The following is a 19,012-nucleotide window of genomic DNA, read 5'->3' as shown; positions in this document are numbered from 1 at the left end:
GCGAAATCTCTGACGCTCCAAGTGTCTTCCATTCTTCACAATCCGCTCTGACGCACATTTTGGACAGTATTGCATAAAGAACTCCTTAACTGGAGTATGCCATTATAACATTCTTTATGCAATACTCTCCCAAATTTATACCATTTATTTCTTAGCTCTTTTGGCCGAGAAATTCAATCTGCCAAGCCCGAAAACTTCCTTTCCTGACTTGTATGCAACTTGCAAGCGTTCCCGGTATAACCTCTTTTTTATCAAATAGATAAGTCCATTGTTCATCATTGGGATGAGGCCTTTTTCATCAGCCGGACGAAGCCGATTTCATTGTCTGGATGAGAACTTTTTTTATCAAAAAAATAGGCGAATCAAAAAAAATGCCTCCCGTTCATTACTGAGATGATGCAAAAAAACACATCCTTCAACTATGTTCCACTTAGGAAGCGGAAAAGTTTATGCCCCGGAACAACGCAACCATCTAGCAAGGAAAAGCCATGAGCGATGAAAACAGTTCGTACACGGAAGTTACAAGCACCAGTTGGTTTTCCCGCCTCGGAAATTCCTTCAAGGGAATCGGAACAGGCATTCTCCTGATCATCGCGGCTACCGTACTGCTGTGGTGGAATGAAGGCCGCACCGTACGCACGGGCGACGCCATTGCCGAAGCTCAGATGGTGACGGAGCCCATACCCAGCATCGACAAGATTGACAGCGCTTTTGAAGGCAAGCTGGTGTATGCCAGGGGGAACGCCGTCACAAACGACGAGCTGACTGACCCGGTTTTCGGCGTCAAGGTAAACGCCATTAAGATGCGCCGACACGTGGAATATTACCAGTGGGTCGAACACAGTAAGTCCGAAAAGAGAACGAAGCTGGGCGGCGGAGAAGAAACTGTCACCACTTATACCTATTCCAAGGAATGGGTTGACACTCCCGTGGATTCCCAGACCTTCAAGAAGATGGAAGGACACGAAAACAAGACTCGCATCCAGTCTGAAAACGTGAGCTGGATTGCCCCCAACGTCACCTTTGGAGCGTACCGCTTCCCTGAATTCCTGACCCGCTCCATTAGCGGAGAAAAGGCTCTGACCATTTCCCTCAGTGATGCGCAGCGCGCGGAACTGCAAAAGGCTTTCTTTGCTCCCAACGCCAACATGGATACCTCCCAGGTGGTGGGACAGCAGGGCGCCAGTATGATCCATATCCAGGGCAACACTCTTTATGTAGGCCGCCAGCCCGGTACACCGTCCATCGGTGACGTGCGCGCGACCTTCTTCGAGACCCCGGCCGCCGAGGTCTCCATCCTCGCCAAGGTGAACGGCGATACCTTCGTTCCCTTCCGTGCCTCCAACGGCAACACCTTCTCCCGCCTCAGCATGGGCGTACAGGACATGAACAGCATGTTCGACGCCGCCAAGAGCGGCAACGCCACCATGGCCTGGATCCTGCGCGGCCTGGGCCTCGTGCTGTGCGTCACCGGTTTCGGCATGGTCTTCGCCCCTCTCAAGGTCCTCGCCGACGTCATTCCCCTGCTGGGCAGCATCGTGGGCGCCGGTACGGGTCTGGTGGCTGGCCTGCTGGGCTCTGCCTGGTCACTGGTGATCATCGCCATAGCGTGGGTACGTTTCCGTCCCGTGCTGGGCTTCTGCCTGCTGGGCGCAGCGCTTGCGCTCGTTATCCTGCTGTTCATCAAGGGACGCATGAAGAAGGCAAATCCTGCCTCGGCCTAGAGTGCAGTGGCGTTCTATCTGTAACCATGAAAAGACAAGGAGCAAAAGATGAAGAAGATTATCGTCGCAATGTTTGTATTGCACGCACTATGTGCAACGGCATGGGCAGCGGATCTCAATCTCAAATGGGACAGCGTTAGGGAGCTGTTTACACAAGAATAGAGAGTATCAGTGTTCTCAGGTTGTTACGTTGCGTCCCGTTTGAACAAGCGGATATTCGCAGTCTGAACAAATACCGTCGGCTCAGGGGAAAAATGCAGACGGTGACAGGCAACGTCTCCCAAAGGTTGGACAAAACATTCCTCAAAAAGAAGCAGGAGGGAAACCTATATGTCCATGAAAACCATTCTTTGCGCCATGCTGGCAGTGGGGCTGAGTGTTTCATCAGCCTATGCGGAGCCTTCCGTCAAGCGTTCCGGCAGCACCATCACCGTGAAAGAAGCGCTCACCGATGATGGCATCAGCCAGGCCAAGGAGTTTGCTGGCAAAATCAAGATACCGACTTTTAAACTTGAGAACATCAACGATGCAGATCTGGTCAAGTTCTGCCAGACCTTCCCCGATGCCACCAGTATCAGCATCAAAGGCAAAAAGGATGAAATCACGAGCATCGCTCCTGTGGCGGGGCTCAAAAATCTGACCTCTTTTGAGATGGACGCCGAATCCGTGGCGGATATGTCACCTTTAGCCAACCTCAAGCTAATCAAGCTTGAACTGACCAGCGACGCTATGGGCCCAGACCTTAAATGGATGGCGGACTTGACCGGCCTCAAGGAGGTCGAGATCAACGCCGGGAATTCCCTGACGTCTTTTGAGGGCTTTCCCACTTTGTCGGGCAATCCCCGCGTCACCATCAATGGAGCCGCTCCAACGGATCTCTCGCCGCTTCAGCACCTAGGGAGCTCCAAGCTTGAGCTGAAATACTGCACCATCAATGACCTTGCTCCTCTCGCCAAGATGCCCAACCTGAGCGAACTGAATCTCTATGGAGCAACAGTGAAGGACTTCAGCCCGCTGGCCAACTGTGAAAAACTGAAGAAGCTCACCTACTATGCTGTCAAGGAAGCCGACTTCTCTACTCTGGGTGCGCTGAAGCAGATCGTGGAGCTCAATGGCGGTCTCACCAAGCTGGACAACATAGCCTTTGTCGCCGAATTGCCTGCCCTGCGTGTCTTTGACGTGTTTGCCGAATACGTGACCGACTATTCCCCCCTGGCTTCCTCCAAAGTGGAAAAGCTCCAAATCTGGAAAATGCGCGTTCCCGTGGGTGACCTTGGTAGTGTGGGTAAAACGAAGACGCTGAAGGAACTCAAGCTCTGGTCAGTGGACGGTGCTACCAATTCCGCTGCCCTGGCTGAACTGACGGAGCTGCAGAAGTTCACCATCACCTCGGAGTACAATAAAAAAAGCGGTGACCCCTTTGACATGGCCTGCGCCAAGGGCTGGGGCAAGCTGAAAGAAATGAGCATCACAGGTGCCAAGATCGTGAACGCGGGCAATATGGCCGCTCTCACTTCCATGGAAAAACTTACTCTGGTCAAGGTTAATGTGGAAGGTGAGCCATTCAGCCTGTCTGGTCTGGCCAGACTGTCCAATCTGAGCTCGGTCAGAATCAACGACAGCCAGATAGCCGATTTTGAAGCTCTGGCGGGGTGCTCCGGGCTCACCTATGTAGAGATGAAGGGTAGCAAAGGCATCAGCAGCCTAGCCCCCCTCAAGGCCCTGCCAAATCTGAAGAGGATAATCGTTTCCAAAGGGGCCTTCCCTGATGCTGAACTGAGCGGCTTTGCCCAGAACGTGAAGGTTGAACAGCGTTAACATGAACGGGGCCGCAAGCGACAGGGCCTGCGGCCCCCTTGCCAGTCCAAAAAGCAAGATGTTTCTTAAACCTGACTACTCGGGGAGGGTTCGCATGAACATCCTGTGCCATTGCGCGAAAACAGTCTGTACAGTGCTTTTGCTTTTTACCCTGTCCCTGGCACAGGAAGGCTGTTCGCATACGCAGCGTCCATCTCTGGAGGAAGACTGTCTTGCACTGACCATCCTGCATACAAACGATACACATTCCCACATTGCGGGCATCAACAAGTATGGCAACGCCTGCTTTGATGACAAAGAATGCCGCGGCGGACTGAGCCGCATCGCTAGTGCCATACGCGCGGCCAAGTCGCAAAACGACAACGTCATTGCCTTGGATGCGGGTGATCAATTTCAGGGGACCCTTTTCTACAGCGTAAACAAGTGGCCCATGCTTGCCGCGCTGGCGCAGTACATGCCTTACGACGCCATGACACTGGGCAACCATGAATTTGACGAAGGCTGCCTGGAACTGACGCGCTTTCTGGAGGATATTCCCTTTCCCGTGCTGGCAGCCAACCTGAAGCCCGAAAAAGGCTGTCCCATGCTCAAAGGCAACTATGCTCCCTACACCGTACTCACAGTACGCGGGCAAAAAGTAGCCATAGTGGGCATAGCCAACAATGAAGTAGTTAATCTGGCCTCCGCCTGCTCCCATACTCTTTTCGAAGATACGGTCAACTGCCTGCAAAGGACAGTAAAGGAGCTGGAGGGACAAGGTGTAAAGCACATCATCGCTCTTACGCACATTGGACTGGCTGACGACAGGGAACTGGGGCGCAGCGTGGACGGTGTGGATATTATCGTAGGTGGCCATAGTCACAGCTATCTGGGCCCGGACTCCGAGGAAGGTCCCTATCCCATAGTCGAGTATTCCCCCTCTGGACAGCCTGTACTGGTGGTCAGCGCCAAACGGGCCACGCAGTATCTGGGTGAGCTCAATGTCAGTTTTGACAAACAGGGAGTTCCCCTAGCCTGGAGCGGTGGAGCGAGAGAACTTTCTGCCTCAGAACCGCGCAATGCGGAAATAAGTGCCTTGGTAAAGAACTACGCCACCATTCTGGATGAATACCGCAATATCAAGGTAGGCAGCCACAATATTTCCATGCCCGATGGAATGGATGCCTGCCGCGAGGATGACTGCCTGGGAGGCAGCCTTATCGCTGACGCCATGCTGGAATACGCACGCCCCTTTGGCGCGCATGTAGCCCTGTGTAACGGCGGCAGCGTGCGAGCTGCCCTTCCTGCAGGATCCATTTCCCGGGGCGATCTGCTCAGCGTCATCCCGTTCGGCAACACTCTGGTGATACGCGAACTCACGGGAGAACTATTATTGGCAGCCCTTGAACATGGCGTTTCTGAAGAAGGCGCCAAGGGCCCGCGCCTTCTGCACACCGCAGGTCTGCGCTATGTCGTTGACGGTACGCGTCCGGCGGGTTCCCGCGTAGTCAAGGCGGAAATCCTGGATGAAAAGGACACGGCCACTTCCCTCGACCCCAAAGCCCACTATGGCATCATCATCACCGATTATCTGGCACGCGGCGGGGATGCTTACGAAATGCTCAAGAATAGCAAGGTGATTCCTTCGCCCGAACCCATCGATATTACGGTGGTGGAAGAATACATGAAGAAGCATTTACCTCTGCCTCAGCCCAAGGGCGAACGCATCATTCGTAAGTAGACACCCCGGAAGAACAGAGACCACGCCGAACCCGTCCGCCATCCGCAACATGAAGATTCTGACGGGCTCTACAAAGGAGAACAGCCATGAACAGCGCACATAGCATAACTCCAAATCCGCACAGGCTGGGCTTCAAGGAATCCGTTGTCCGCTGCCTCAGGAAATACGCAACATTCCGTGGGCGCGCTACGAGGGCGGAGTACTGGTGGTTTTCCCTGTTCAATTCGCTTGTATGCATGGCAATCTACGCCGCCGTTCAGCAGCTTATGGGCACGGAAACGGCAGATGATGCCATGGGCATCGTTCAGCTGGCACTTTTCTTGCCTGCTCTGGCCGTTGCTGTACGGCGTCTGCACGACATCAACTTCAACGGCTGGTGGATGCTGCTGGGGCTGACCATCGTGGGCCTCATTCCCCTGTTTATTTTTTTCTGCCTGCCCGGCAAGGCCGCAGATAACCGCTTCGGCCTCCGTGAGGTCGGTACACAAATGGGCGTAGAAACGGAAAGGCGAGAGGGGAACGGCAACACGCGCACTATGAGCACTTTCCTGGGCCTGTACTGTCTTGTGGGGCTGAGCCTTGCCGCTCCGCTTTTCACGGCGAAAACCGCGTCCAGCGCGGAATCATCATCTTCCATTGCTTCGCATTCAGGCTCCCCGGAGAGCACGCACAGTTTCTCTCCCACTCCCTCCTCATCTTCCTCCAAAGAAGAAGTAGAACTGAACCTTCAGGAAGCATTCGGTGGCCTGTTCTCCATTATGGGGGAAGCCATCGGCGGTATGACGAAGGGTATGCAGGAAGGCGCACGCGATATGCAGGCCCAGCTCGACGGCTCGGACGGCACGCGGCTCATCACTAACAGCAAAGACCTCGCGACCCTGACTGAAACGCGAGTCCTCAAGGCTGAACAACAGGAAGACCGCTCCTGGCGCATCATTCTGGCCGTCAAAAACCCGCAGGAGTTCCCCGTGCGCCTGACCGGGCTTACGGAGAAACAGCAGATCCTTCTGCTGGATCAGGAAAATTTTGTCTACGAGCAAAACCCCGTCGGGGAACGCCTTGTGACAGTACCGGAACGGGCCGCACAAAAGCTGACATTCTTTTTCCCTGAACTGGATGGTTCTACGCCCAAAACCATACGGCTGTACGGCATGGATTTTGCCGTGCCTCAGCCCATCGAGGTCCGTACCATATCTCAATAAACAACCGACAGACCACATGGGAGGCTCCCTTATGTCAATCCGTCTGTTCCCTTACTGTTTTGTTCTGCTTCTGGCAGCATTCGCTCCGGGCGTGCCCGGCATCGCAGCGGCAACCACTGAGTTCATGGTCCTCAATGACTATGCGCAGGCCTGGGCAGACAAACAGGAATGGGTATATGAAGGTATGCAGGAAAGCGATGAGCCAGTTCCTCACAGGGAAGGCGATGCATGGAATCAAGAGGACAGCTCAGGTCTCACGGTTCTTGATTATGCCCTGTTAGGTGCTTCCGCACAGGAACTTGGTGCTGTTCAGTCTATGGTCCAGCTTGGTGCGCGCCCAGGCACCGGAAAAGCGGAAGCGTATCTCGGCCCGCCTCTGAATCTGGCCAGACTGGCTGTTCGCAAGGCTCCTTTGGAGGAATGGCGCAGCACCATAAACTTTGGCGGAACGAACAAAATACTACCGAACGGTTTCACCCCCCTGCTGTGGGCGGCCGTGTTCCAGCCGGACGCATCGGTACTGCACGCGCTGATAAAAGGCGGAGCAGATCCGAAGAAGGGACTGCCCGAAGAGGCCGGAGGACAGAACATTCTGCACATTGTTGCTGAACAGGGATGGGATCCTCAGGCTGTCCATATCCTCATCAATGCAGGTCTGGATGTCGATGCCGTGACCAATCCCCAGATGATGGGGGAAACTCCCTTCATGGTGGCCGTCCGCAGAAACCAGAACCCGCAAGTTATCAAGGCCCTGCTGGAAAGAGGCGCAGATACGGAAGTCCGGGACAGCCAGGGACAGCGTGCATGGGAAGGGTTATGGCCCGAGCGTGAAGCCTGGCTGAAGGATGCCGGTCTGGGCTGGCTGTGGGACAATGCTGCGCGGCAAAAGCGGGCGAAGAGAGAACGTTCTGGTGGACAAGCTGCATCAGGTATTGCCCCCCCCAACCCCGCTTCCACCAGCGTTGAAGGGCAGACGCAGAATGCGCTCATGGACACGAATGCTCCGGGCATTCAAGCCCCGCTTGTCAGCAACGCCATGCCGTACGAGAGCATGTCTGTACAGGCTCTGATTACGGACAGCGACAGGATGGGAACCAACGTGCGCGATGCTCCCTCCGGCAAAATCATCGCTACCATCCCCTTCCCGGTCAATAACGAGCTGCCCGATGATGAGAAGCTGACGCGGCGTGTAGTCACACTTCTGGAAGAGCGGAAAGGTTGGTTCAAGGTTCTCTACTATGGCGACAAGCAAGGCTGGATGCACAAAAGCGTGCTGGGTGCCTATGCCTGCGCAACCGAGGATGGGGATGCCCGCCTGAAAGCCAACCCCGATTACAATGCCCCTAAGGTGGCCATCCTGCCCACGGATACGCCCCTGCGTCTTCTGAGTGTGCGCGGCGCTTGGCTCAAGGTCTCCTGCACCACCAAGACGGGGCGAAACGTCAGCGGCTGGCTGCCGCCGGAATGTGTATGGGCAAATCCCTATCGGCATGAATGGCGCTGAAAGCCCGATAACACTCTAAGCAAGAGGCAAGAATGCATCTCTCCCTGTTCTCACTGGTGCCGGCCTTTTTTCTTCTTTTCCTGCCTACGCCCTGTTCAGCCAAAAATCTGGATAGTGTGCGTTCCTTCTCCTACATTGTTTCCGGCATGATGGCACCTCAATCTTTCCATGTATGGACAACCAGAGACGGCAAAGTCATGATGCAGGTGAACTACAAAGAAAAAAAATATCGCCGGGAAGCCAATGGCTGGGTGCTGGAACACTTATCTATTCTTGCCGCACACCACAACATTATTGCCTGGACCGATCATCGGGACAAACCACTTCCCGATGGCATATATGCATTGGATGAAGGATCCTATTCACTAAATGTCCTGTGGGATTCGGGACAGAAGCTATCCATCTCAGGCCGGACTCTGCCGCAAGGCTCCCAGGCTTTTATCTCGGATCTTATGGATTTGTGGGAAAAGACTGTACAGCGCTATCCCTATGAACCTCCAAAGGAAATACATTCTGACAAGATCCGCTTTTTCTCATTTCATGAACACTTGGAACAAAACGAAAACACATGGCTGATGCTATGCGCCCAGGATTTATCTTCTCAGGTAAACGTCCGGATCTGCCGTGGGAACATAGCTGGCAACAAGGAATATTACAAGACTGCCCCCCTCTTTCTGCAAAAGCTGAATGGACTAATCAAGCGGCACAAGCCAAACCTCTGGAACGATAAGGCCAAGGCCGCACAAATGGATAATGATGCAACGGCCGTCCCTTACGTGACTTTTTATGTGGAGTATTATCCAGAGCAAGATGATGCACCGGATAATGAATACTATATTCACAATTATGGAGATGCAATACCTATTGAGATTATTGATGTTGTGTTTAATCCTACTGAATATCAAGGATATATACATTTTAAGAAGGAACTCCTCGCGCTATTTGAAAACGTAATGCAGAGCAAGAAATACCGTTATGGAGAATAGGAGGGAAATATGATGAAAACGAGCCTGATTCCTGCCCTTGTGGCACTCATGATCACTTTGGGCATGATGAACACAGCCTATGCGACATCACAGACCGGCCTGCCCGCGCCCCTGTCTGTAAGGGAAGCCCCGGATCTCCTGAACAAGCTGGCCGTTGGGGCGTATGAGCTGACCGTCACCTCCAATCAGGACTACACTGTCAAGCTGCTTGTCGCAGCCCAAAAAACTCTGAGGAACTTCAGCATCATAGCCATTGAGTATGTGCCCAACAAGGATCCCAATGATACGACCATCAGATTCAAAAAGACAAAGATGCTTTATACCCTGCCACTGTTCAGTCCGGACAAGCCCCTCTATGCTCTTGTCGAAATGATAGGCAGCATACCCAATATCGGGTTTTCCTATGCAGCGGAGGATGGTACAACCCCTGTTTTTTCCCTGAATTACAACGGAAATGACGGCTCTCTGCACCTGTATCCCGTGAACATCGTGAATGAAGAAATGGAGTAGACATTATGATTACTGTCATCATCATAGTAGGTATTGCCCTAACGATCGCCATAAGCCTCATTCTGCTCTATAACGGCATGGTGAATGGAAAAAATATGGTGGATGAGGCCTGGAGCGGCATCGGTGTACAGCTTAAGCGCCGTCATGACCTGATTCCCTCGCTGGTCAGTGCCGTCAAGGGCTACATGACCCACGAGCAGGATACGCTCACCAAAATCGCCGAGCTGCGCGCCCAGGCTGTTTCCGCCTCTTCTTCCGGCTCGCTGTCGTCCATCGCCAATGCGGAAAATCAGCTGATGGGAGCCTTGCGTTCCCTGTTTGCCGTATCGGAAAACTATCCCGATCTGCGCGCCAGCGAAAACTTCATGCAGCTCCAAGAACAGCTTGCCCTGCTGGAAGATGAGATCCAGCTGTCCCGCCGCTACTACAACGGCACAGCCCGCGACCAGAATAATCGTGTGCTGCAGTTTCCCGGCAATCTGGTGGCTCGCGCCTTCGGCTTCGGCAAGATAGAATATTTTGAACTGGCCGATCCCGCAGAAGCGACTGTGCCGGAAGTGAGGTTTTAAGACATGTGTCGCGTCATTTTGCTTCTTCTATGGGCGGTGATGCTCCCCCCAGCAGTCGTAGCACTCGGGGCGGAAACTCCTCTCTCTTCCGCCCCATCCCCGGACATGCCTTCCTGCTTTGCCCTTATCCAGGTGGCTCCCGACGGAGAGTTAACCATTATCGAGCGGCTGAAGGGCTTTGGTCCTTCCGTGGAACGTCCTCTGAGCAGTGGGGCAAAGATCTACGGCAGTCTCGCCCCCTTCGTACAGGAATCGGATATGGAGCTGGTGTCAGTCACAGCCGATGGCAAGCCCGTCACTCCCAGCGTGTATGTGAAGGAAAAAGACAATAGCCGCCACGTGCGTCTTATGGCCCAGGACAAAAGCCTGTCCGTGCACGAATATACCCTGAAGTACAAGGCTAGAGACAGGATTCTTTTTCTCTCCAACGTGGATAGACTGGACTGGGATATCTGGGGCACAAGTCGGCACAATAGTAGCCCCCTTAGGCTTTCCTGCGCCATAGCCCTGCCGAAAGGAGCGATCGTCAGCAAGCAATGGTCCCGGCTGGGGCATACAACCATGGGGCACAGACCCGTCACCCAATGGCTCAACAAGGATGGGGTGGCCTTCTTCCGAGGTGAAGAGCCCATGATGGATACTGAACACTTTGTCGTTTCCGTGGAATGGAACAAAGGCGTCGTCACCTCCGATGGATCAGAAGAAACGCTCTCCACCGTCAAAAGCACCCTGTGGGGCGTCTTTGCCCTGCTCCTGCTCCTGTGCGGCGGGATCTGGTTCAAGTTCGGCAAGAACCCGCGCCCCAAGGTCTCCATCCCGCTTTTCTATCCGCCCCTTGGTCCGGACGGCAAAACGCTCTCTCCGGCAGCCGTGGCCTATATCCGCGAGGCGGCCATGCTGACCTCTCGCGGTTTTTCCGCGCTCCTGCTGAACTTGGCGACCCAGAAAATGGTGGATATGACTGGCACAGGCAGTCGCACGGATCCCTATGTCCTGCGGACAAGCAGTGAGATCATGAAGCGGACCTCCATAGACAGTTACGGCACCGAAAACAGGAATACCGGCCCAAAAGGAGATGAAAGCAGCCAGCACAAACGCCGCATCTGGGAAGACCTCCTGAAGCGGGGTCGTGGTTTCGACATGGCAGAGCGACGCTGCCTACGGAAGCTCTTTCCCACCCGCCCGCCCCAGCCTCTTGAAGTGAGCAGGAAAAACGCCTGGAAGGTGGCCGAGGCCCGCTCCACATCCTACGAGGCCCTCGCTTCCCAGTACCGCGACATGTGGCAAATAAACGGGAACCTGGTCAGCCTGATGTTCATCCTTTGTTATGGCGGGACACTCCTGGCTCAGGGTGCCCTCTGGCTCAATTTTGGTGCTGAGGACATCCCTGCAGTCCTGGCCGCCTTCAGCCTGACGCTCGGCCTCACCTTCTTGACCCATCGTAGCACACAGTATGCAGTCAGCATCCTGGTCCGCTGGCAGGAAATGGGTTACCTCAACCTGCTCCTTCTGGGAGTCTATATACTGCTCGTGCCCGTCATGCTGGTGTATGACGTCATCCTCGACGAAAGCATGTCGGACTTTGCCCTTTACCCGTTCATGCACAGCTGGAGTGCGCTGCGCCCCCTGCTCTGGCTGGGATTGATGGGCTATCTCCTCTGGCTGACCCGAAGCATTACGGAAGTATTCTTAGTCCCCTTAAAGATTCTGGGCTTCCTTTTGCTTTTCTTTGTGGTGGGAGGGACACTCTTCTGGGCCAACAGTTTTATGGGCAGCGGCAATCTGGCCTTTATGGGCATTCTGCTTCTGCCTATGGTCTTCATGCCTCTCATGAAGCGACCTGCCCCCAAGGCCGCGCAGATTCTGGCGGAGATCGAAGGTCTTGCCCTGTATCTGGGGACTGCAGAAGCATCGCGTCTCAACACCTTTAATCCGCCGGACCGGACACCGGAAGAATTCCACCGTTTCATGCCCTACGCTGTGGCGCTGGGACTGGAAAAGGCTTGGGGGGCACAATTCGCCACCTCTCTGGCGGATCTGCAGTTCCGCGGCAGTTCCCTGCAGAGGCTGGCCGAATACGAGCACCGCATGCAGGGGAGATAGCACTGTTTGGCACATGACGTATGACCGATTCTGGCGAGGATATCGTGATGGATACCAGTCCGGGCATGAAAAAAGGAAACATGGGGCTGTGTCACAGACAAGAGTGACATTCGCAATAAAGTTCCAGGGAATAGTGAAACCACGCTATCCCGAAATCGGATTATCTGACACGTCACCAGACTTGATGACATAAAAACAAATCCCGCTTTTATGCGATGGAATAATACCCCCTTACAGGAGTGAATGAACATGAAAGCCAACATGGCATTGCCTGCAATAACCCTGCTGCTTTGTTTAATCATAGGCAACTCAAGCGTTAGCCTGGCAGGTGATTCCGGTGAAGAACGTACTATCCCTGTCATAGAATGGGGATGCTGGTCGTGTAATAAACGAGTTTTTACGTTTACTCCTGACAGTCTCGACGGAAAGATCATCCAGCACAAGGATCCCAATTATCAGCAATCAAAGTGGATTATACTAAAGACCAGAAGTCCCATAAAAAAATGCGAAAAAATGTTTGATGGAGCACACATTTTTGACAAAAAAAGAGAATTCATGACTTCCGGATATACCATTATGACACAGGCCGACAGTTTTGTGGTCATAAAAGGAGGTTCGGCCATCAAGGCACAGATCAACAAGGTTCAATGTGTGGGGTGCCAAAAAGGTGCCTATGCCTTTGCAGGTGACGATCTGGACCAATGGGGGGTTTTATCCATGAGCGAAGTGCCTGCCGTCTTTGCCATGAAATCCGGATCCAAGATAGGAACCTGTGGTAAAATAAGGCTCCCTTATGGAGGCTCTTTCTTAGGACCTCACTTGTTTGATCTAAAAGGAACTGTTTCCATGTCGTCAGATACTGTTTCACAAAATTTTGGCTCCTTTCTGTGCTCAGATTGATAGCCATACTTGCAGGAAAAACGTATGAGAACACAACTTTTTTTAATCATGTCCCTGCTTATCATGGGCATGTGCCTGGATCCGTATTGCATCTCGGCCAAACCATTAAAAGAAAAGAATACTGTTGCCTCAGCGAAAGGTCTTCCATCAACCTATGCAGACTTTAAAGAGCGCTGCCATACTGTCGCCGTCACCCCTGAAGGGGCTGTCAAAATGTATTTTGACGCCGTATTCTGCTACCTTGATCCCAATCGCCGGACGGAAGCATCCAAGATGCTGCGCTATATTATGCACGCCGATGCCAACTGGGAAGGGAATCAGAGGTATGTAACATTCATACGTCGTCTGAAGGAGCCTTCCTACCACTATATATTCAGAAGTTTCGCATCGGGAACAAGTCCTGAAAATGGATACAGTATGTCACCCGATGATTATAGGCTAGTCTTTTCCAAAAAAGACCAGCAACAGGATTATATCCGCGTGTTTTTGCGTTCGTCCGGAGCAGACTCGGACCGAAGAGTATGGGTCAAGCAGTATCCTGATGGATTCTGGTATGTCATCAATAATTCAGATACGTATGCAAAAGTACGTGATCCTGCGGTCTCTGCTCTGAACAATAGCCACGATGCCAATTTCGATGTTGCTCCTCCGGCGCAACCGCAGCCTCCGGAAGATGTAACTCCTCCAGCAGTACAACCACAGCCTTCGGAAGATGTAACTCCTCCAGAGCAACTACAATCTTCAGAAGCAGTAACCCCTTCAGTGGCACAACAACAGCCTTCGGAAAGTGAAGAGCCTGCGATGTCTACCTGGTAGCATCGTCAAAAGGAGACAAACATGAAAAGATTCTGGATCGCACTGTGTGGCGTTCTGGGGATGGCTTTGTATGTTGGCACGGCCCACGCCGCTTTCTGGCAAGTTGTACGTGATACCCCCATACGCGAGGACGCATCCACTGATGCCAGGCGGCTGGATACAGCCCGAAAAGGCTGGATAGTGAACGACATGACCGGGAGCGGTTCCAGTCCGCAGTGGATCAAGGTGGTGGAGGTTCAGAAGCATATCGGAGATGGCATGGCCTATGCTCACCTTGTGTACAGAACTCCCGATGCGTACATCAGCGCTGCGGACGTGGTCCAAGTGGAGGATGAGAATGGAACACCTCTTAAGACGACCGGAAACACTTCTGATGCTACGGCAGCACAAGGCGTGCGTGTGGAACTTATGCCCGCACCCAAGGCTGAGGATATAGCCTCCAACGGTGCTGTGGACGAAGCTGCATTAAAAACGGCCTTGGATGTCTGGGTACAAAATTGTAATACCGTTCTCAGCAAATATGAAGGCATGGAGTCCAACAAGGCGGCAATAGAGGTGCTTGCAGGGACTGACTACGCCACCTTTACCAGTAAGGATATCCACGCGGTAGAAGACAGTGTGATACAACTCTTGGACCGCTGGGCGAAAACCCAATATGTCGGCTCCCAAGCTAGTTTAAGCACTGATGACCAGAAAATTTTTGATGTACTGGCCAGCTATTGCCTGATTCCAGGGATCGTCGAGGGCAGCCCCTTCCTCATGGCAGACCTGATCACCTTGCGCAAAAAAGTCATCTTTGATCCTCCCGTTGCCGCCTATACTGCTTATGTGAACCTGCTGGACACTCAGCCGCAAATACTGTTCTCCGATGGCGGTTGCCGTCATTCGGTGAAAGAGATGGGAACATGGGCTACGCAGTGGGAACAATACCTGAAAACAGTGCCCGCCGACAGCTTTTATTTCATCGAAGGCAAAAAACGTTACCTTGAATTTGCAACCTACATTTTATTCAGCGACTTGCCCAACACGCCCGCCTTTCCTGACTACAACAATGGTAAGATGGAAAATGAATGGTTGGAAGAGCTGGAGAGTGTGACATTGGAGAATCCGGGTACGGAAACGGCCGCCATCATCGCGGAATTTCTTAAAAAAGTAAAAGCCAATGGCAACAAGCTTGCCCCCTTGGACAAAAAGGTTCTTTTGACCAAACTGAATGTACTCCTTGTACCCCAAACGACCGCGTCTGCCACCAAGTCGATCCCAATGGAAGAAAAGCTGCTGGGCAAGCACATGTTCTCCCTGCAGTGGATAGAAGGCCCCATGGGCGAGGCTGTTGTTTCTCGCACGGAAACGGGCGGCCTGCGTATTGATGCCAGGCAGGAACACAAAGGTGATTTTGTAACCCTGAACGGCGACGTGCGCATCCTAGATGACAAAAATTTTGTGGTCACGGGGGTTCTTGTCACACGGGTGAGCCATATTGCCGGCGGAAAGCCCTGTCCCCGCTCGGGAGAATTTACATTTCGCGTAACGAAAAACCGCAAGTACTGGCGGCTCCAGCAAATGGATAACCCCTGTGACCCCGTAGTCGATTATGTGGACGTATATTTCAAAGGACTTTAGAAGTGTTGCCATGCAATCATACCATAAACTACTTCCATAGCTCTATTCGGAAAAATTTTTGAACGATTGTGGTTATCACATAGTCATCACTGACCCCATGACGTAATGTTGAGCCTTGATTATCCTTCAAGATGACGTCGCAGCCCTTTCGAGCTCTGACAGGACAAAACAAGCAAGGAGTACAATCATGAGAATCATTAGTCACATATTGTTGAGCATGGCGGCGTTTTGCCTGCTCTGCGGAACAAGTGTTCAGGCGGCCCAGCAGAAAGAGAAAGTCTTGCTGGATACGGACATGGTCGAGATGTTCGATGACGGGGTAGCCCTCATCATGCTGGCCAATGCGCCGGGCATAGATCTGCTTGGCGTAACCTGCGTCACCGGCAACAGCTGGGTACAGGAGGGCGTGGCCTACAGCTTGCGTCATCTGGAGATCGAAAAACGCGATATTCCTGTAGTGGAAGGCATGCGCTACCCCCTGCGCCCGCATAGGCACGAACTTTTCGAGATGGAGCGCGCCCAGTTCGGCATGGGACACGACGCCTGGCTGGGCTCGCTGGGGCGGTCAGAACCTGCAAGCTGGCAGGACTTCTACAAGACGCACTATGGCAAGGAACCGCAGTTCAAGCCGCTGAAGACACATGCCGTCAATTTCATCATCGACACCATCCGGGCACACCCCCATGAAGTGACCATAGTCGCCATCGGTCCCTGCACAAATCTGGCCGCCGCCATCCGCATGGCCCCGGATATCGTGCCTCTGGTTAAGCGGGTGGTCTATATGGGGGGAGCTTTTTTCCAGCCCGGCAACGTGACTCCGGCGGCGGAGTTCAACTGGTGGATAGACCCCGAAGCCGCCCAGATAACTGTCCGCGCGCCCTTCAAGGAACAGATCGTATTCGGCTTGGACGTGTGCGAGAAGGCGGTCTTCCGCAAGGCCCATTATGATCGCCTCCTCACCAGTCTGGGCAAGAGTCCTCAGGCCGACATCCTGAAGAACACCTTCGTCGGTCAAAGCTTCGCCAAGGATCCCGCCTTCACCCATTTCGTCTGGGACGTCCTAGTGGCCGCCGCGATCATCGATCCTGACATCATCACGGCGGAGCAGACATGCGCCATCGATGTGAACACACAGTACGGTCTGTCGTATGGGCAGTCACTGGCATTTCCCAAGGTCTCTCCAGCCGGATGCTCCAAGGCCCGTATCGTAACGGATATCGATCAGGAGCGTTTCTGGAATATGGTCAATGACAAAACGTACTGGAAGTCCGCCCGCTGATAATCCTGCATGGTCAGACAGGTGAAAACGCTCTGAGAACGATTCAAAATTCTTTTAGTCTAGCCTACCACACGATATTTTTAGAGGAATGAATGTATGAAAAGACATATCATCACCTGTCTGGCCATACTTTGTATCATGCTTATAAATGCATGTGTACCCACGGTTCCCCAGTCATTCAATACTTCTCAGCTCTTCTACCCGCTTATGAACCAAGGCAGCGTGACATCATCCCCCTCCGCCCCGGCAGGGCTTCCTTCGACCTTTGCCGAGTTCAAATCACGTTGCAACTCCGTTGCCAGGAGTCCCGAAGGGGCTGTCAAAATGTATTTTGACGCCGTATTCTGCTACTTTGATCCCAGTCGCCGGACGGAAGCATCCAAGATGCTGCGCTATATCATGCACGCTGATGCCAACTGGGAAAAAAAACAGAAGTATGTGACATTTGCACGTCGCCTGAAGGATCCCGCCTGCCACTACATATTCAGAAGTTTTGCTTCGGGAACGAGTCCTCAAAACGGCTACCGCATGTCGCCCGAGAATTATTCGCTGGTCTTTTCCGGCAAGTCGAACGAGGCCGACTATGCCCGGGTCTTCCTGATCTCATCAGGGTCTGACAGCCGCCGTATAGTCTGGGTCAAGCAGTACCAGGACGGACTCTGGTATGTCATCAACAATGCAGATACCTATATGAAGGTACGCGAACCTGCCAGCTCCCGTCCTGACAACAGTCATGACGCGGATTATGACAACAGATGATGAAACAAGAGGCGATATCATGGCTGTCCACCCTGCCTGAGAAAGTCCCTAGATGAATTGCCCCCATGATATCGCCTCTGCTTTTCCTCTGTGCGATGGGCGACCTTTAGTCCCCCTCAGACATATATGTTTTTCGCCCAAGTGCAACATCGCACCTTGATCAATTCTACAAGATTTCAGCCAGACCGTTCTGTTTCAGCCAAATGATACGCTCGACGGACAGCTCGTCCCCAGCCCGCTTTCCGTCCAAGTCACGCAGGCTCGGATCCGCCCCATGTTGCAACAGCAGACGGATGACGTCCGCATCAGGAGCGTCGTTCCGTACGGCAAGCATCAGGGGGCTGTACGCGCCAAAATCCTGCCCGCTCCGCCCATTGACGGGCAGGCCCACGGATAGCAAAAAGCGGACGGAGGAAAGGCCGCTCTGCCCTGAACAGGCGGCGTGCAGGGCATTGGAAAGGCTGGCATCGGCAGCCAGTACGTCCGCCCCCCGCTCCGCCAGCAGACGCAGGAGGACCAAGCCGTCCGCCCGTCGCGCCGCGAACAGAAAGGCTGAACAGGCGACCCCATTGCGTATGTTCACATCGGCACCGTGACGGATCAGGGTTTCCGCCACAGCAGGATTTTTGTTCGCCCGGCAGGCCATCATCAGGGCACTGTCCCCCAGCAGAGACGACCTACTATTCACATCAAGGCCACTACGCAGCAGAAAACGGATAATCTCCGGGTTCCTATTATACTCGGCCGCCAGTAAAAGCGCATTGTCCCCCAGTCGGGCGTCGCCCCCCGGCAGAACTTGTCGGGGGTTGGCTCCGGCCTTCACCAGGGCTTCCAGAACGGCCGGATTAGGGCAGAGTGCCGCAGCCCACAAAAATTGGGCATGGTGGAATCCGCCTTGCCTCCGGCCTGTAATGCGGCCTCCAGTTGACTGAGGGGGGCCTGGGTGGCAAGCAGGCGCGCCAGTGTCAGGGCCGGATCGGCCAGGCCGGGACCGGGGCGGGCTCCGTGCCGCAGCAAGAGCTCCACCATGCCCGGTGCGCTGAACGCATTTCCATGCGCCAGCGCCATATCCAGGGGGGTATGGCCATGGCTGTCCGTCACATCGAGCCTGACGCCCGACTGCAATGCCTCTTGCAACGCGGAGGGATCGTTCTCAAGGATGGCGGCCATGATGGCGGATCCTTCGCCACTCCAGGCCGGGCAACTCCAGAAAGACAGGCTGAAAAACAGCACCATTCCAAACGTCATAAATCTTTTTTGCATGGGAACCTCCATTGGTCGGGAGCGACATGGCAAGAGTATGGCCCACCACCCCGAAGAACGCATCCTTGCCAAAATGACGTCACAAAAAAGTTTTCATGCGGCTTGCAACGCCTTTCTCATTGTCGTGATGAGATCATCTTTTTTCAATGATGAGACATTAAAAAAACGGGACAACTCATCATGAGGATGATGCAAAAAAAAAGCGCCTTGCTAAAGTTGAGGCAGGTAAAAAAATT

General features: G+C 53.5%; 18 protein-coding genes. 15 read left to right on the top strand and 3 right to left on the bottom strand.

What is annotated here, in order from left to right; genetic code table 11:
- Positions 1 to 75 (bottom strand): transposase-like zinc-binding domain-containing protein (locus ACQRA4_RS12370; RefSeq protein ID WP_427823378.1); only part of this gene is annotated, 75 nt, incomplete at its 3' end.
- Positions 76 to 488: 413 nt separating this feature from the next.
- On the opposite strand from ACQRA4_RS12370, the gene ACQRA4_RS12365 reads away from it, so the two are divergent.
- The 14 genes from ACQRA4_RS12365 (at position 489) to ACQRA4_RS12300 (ending at position 17,513) form a co-directional block, all read left to right on the top strand.
- Positions 489 to 1,724, top strand: a complete 1,236-nt coding sequence (locus tag ACQRA4_RS12365) for a TMEM43 family protein (protein ID WP_427823377.1) — start codon at positions 489 to 491, stop codon at positions 1,722 to 1,724.
- Between the two features lie 330 nt (positions 1,725 to 2,054).
- Positions 2,055 to 3,542, top strand: coding sequence for a hypothetical protein (locus ACQRA4_RS12360; RefSeq protein WP_427823376.1), 1,488 nt, complete (start codon positions 2,055 to 2,057; stop codon positions 3,540 to 3,542).
- 94 nt (positions 3,543 to 3,636) lie between these two features.
- Positions 3,637 to 5,262, top strand: coding sequence for a bifunctional metallophosphatase/5'-nucleotidase (locus tag ACQRA4_RS12355; protein ID WP_427823375.1), 1,626 nt, complete (start codon positions 3,637 to 3,639; stop codon positions 5,260 to 5,262).
- 86 nt (positions 5,263 to 5,348) lie between these two features.
- On the top strand, positions 5,349 to 6,464 hold the full coding sequence (locus tag ACQRA4_RS12350; protein WP_427823374.1) for a DUF805 domain-containing protein: 1,116 nt from the start codon (positions 5,349 to 5,351) through the stop codon (positions 6,462 to 6,464).
- A gap of 31 nt (positions 6,465 to 6,495) precedes the next feature.
- Positions 6,496 to 7,968 carry an ankyrin repeat domain-containing protein gene (locus tag ACQRA4_RS12345; protein WP_427823373.1) on the top strand — a complete coding sequence of 491 codons (1,473 nt, stop codon included), beginning with the start codon at positions 6,496 to 6,498 and terminating at the stop codon, positions 7,966 to 7,968.
- A 32-nt stretch (positions 7,969 to 8,000) separates the two neighbouring features.
- Positions 8,001 to 8,954, top strand: coding sequence for a hypothetical protein (locus ACQRA4_RS12340; protein ID WP_427823372.1), 954 nt, complete (start codon positions 8,001 to 8,003; stop codon positions 8,952 to 8,954).
- Between the two features lie 9 nt (positions 8,955 to 8,963).
- Positions 8,964 to 9,464: a hypothetical protein gene (locus ACQRA4_RS12335; RefSeq protein ID WP_427823371.1), complete on the top strand. Its 501-nt coding sequence runs from the start codon at positions 8,964 to 8,966 to the stop codon at positions 9,462 to 9,464.
- A gap of 5 nt (positions 9,465 to 9,469) precedes the next feature.
- The gene (locus ACQRA4_RS12330; protein WP_427823370.1) at positions 9,470 to 10,033 is read left to right on the top strand and encodes a LemA family protein; all 564 of its coding nucleotides are present in this window, start codon (positions 9,470 to 9,472) and stop codon (positions 10,031 to 10,033) included.
- Between the two features lie 258 nt (positions 10,034 to 10,291).
- Positions 10,292 to 12,136, top strand: a complete 1,845-nt coding sequence (locus ACQRA4_RS12325) for a DUF2207 family protein (protein WP_427823369.1) — start codon at positions 10,292 to 10,294, stop codon at positions 12,134 to 12,136.
- Between the two features lie 249 nt (positions 12,137 to 12,385).
- Positions 12,386 to 13,036 (top strand): hypothetical protein, encoded by a 651-nt coding sequence (locus ACQRA4_RS12320; RefSeq protein ID WP_154511329.1) that lies wholly within the window; start codon positions 12,386 to 12,388, stop codon positions 13,034 to 13,036.
- Between the two features lie 24 nt (positions 13,037 to 13,060).
- Positions 13,061 to 13,852: a DUF6935 domain-containing protein gene (locus ACQRA4_RS12315; protein ID WP_304026301.1), complete on the top strand. Its 792-nt coding sequence runs from the start codon at positions 13,061 to 13,063 to the stop codon at positions 13,850 to 13,852.
- A 21-nt stretch (positions 13,853 to 13,873) separates the two neighbouring features.
- Positions 13,874 to 15,475 (top strand): hypothetical protein, encoded by a 1,602-nt coding sequence (locus ACQRA4_RS12310; RefSeq protein ID WP_427823368.1) that lies wholly within the window; start codon positions 13,874 to 13,876, stop codon positions 15,473 to 15,475.
- Positions 15,476 to 15,662: 187 nt separating this feature from the next.
- Positions 15,663 to 16,754: a nucleoside hydrolase gene (locus ACQRA4_RS12305; protein ID WP_229772630.1), complete on the top strand. Its 1,092-nt coding sequence runs from the start codon at positions 15,663 to 15,665 to the stop codon at positions 16,752 to 16,754.
- Positions 16,755 to 16,850: 96 nt separating this feature from the next.
- On the top strand, positions 16,851 to 17,513 hold the full coding sequence (locus tag ACQRA4_RS12300; protein ID WP_304026311.1) for a DUF6935 domain-containing protein: 663 nt from the start codon (positions 16,851 to 16,853) through the stop codon (positions 17,511 to 17,513).
- 166 nt (positions 17,514 to 17,679) lie between these two features.
- On the opposite strand, the gene ACQRA4_RS12295 is transcribed toward ACQRA4_RS12300, so the two are convergent.
- Together ACQRA4_RS12295 and ACQRA4_RS12290 are read right to left on the bottom strand one after the other, a co-directional pair.
- On the bottom strand, positions 17,680 to 18,336 hold the full coding sequence (locus ACQRA4_RS12295) for an ankyrin repeat domain-containing protein (RefSeq protein WP_427823367.1): 657 nt from the start codon (positions 18,334 to 18,336) through the stop codon (positions 17,680 to 17,682).
- The gene (locus ACQRA4_RS12290; RefSeq protein ID WP_427823366.1) at positions 18,333 to 18,683 is read right to left on the bottom strand and encodes an ankyrin repeat domain-containing protein; all 351 of its coding nucleotides are present in this window, start codon (positions 18,681 to 18,683) and stop codon (positions 18,333 to 18,335) included. Before ACQRA4_RS12290 ends, ACQRA4_RS12295 begins: the two co-directional genes overlap by 4 nt.
- On the opposite strand from ACQRA4_RS12290, the gene ACQRA4_RS12285 reads away from it, so the two are divergent.
- Positions 18,682 to 18,960: a hypothetical protein gene (locus ACQRA4_RS12285; RefSeq protein WP_304026316.1), complete on the top strand. Its 279-nt coding sequence runs from the start codon at positions 18,682 to 18,684 to the stop codon at positions 18,958 to 18,960. The two genes, ACQRA4_RS12290 and ACQRA4_RS12285, sit on opposite strands and share 2 nt — an antisense overlap.
- Positions 18,961 to 19,012: the final 52 nt, after the last annotated feature.

The sequence above is a fragment of the Desulfovibrio sp. SGI.169 genome, from assembly GCF_050313595.1.
Lineage (GTDB): Bacteria > Desulfobacterota > Desulfovibrionia > Desulfovibrionales > Desulfovibrionaceae > Desulfovibrio.
The sequence above is the reverse complement of the archived record's forward strand: the minus strand, read 5'-3'. Positions and strand labels throughout refer to the sequence as shown.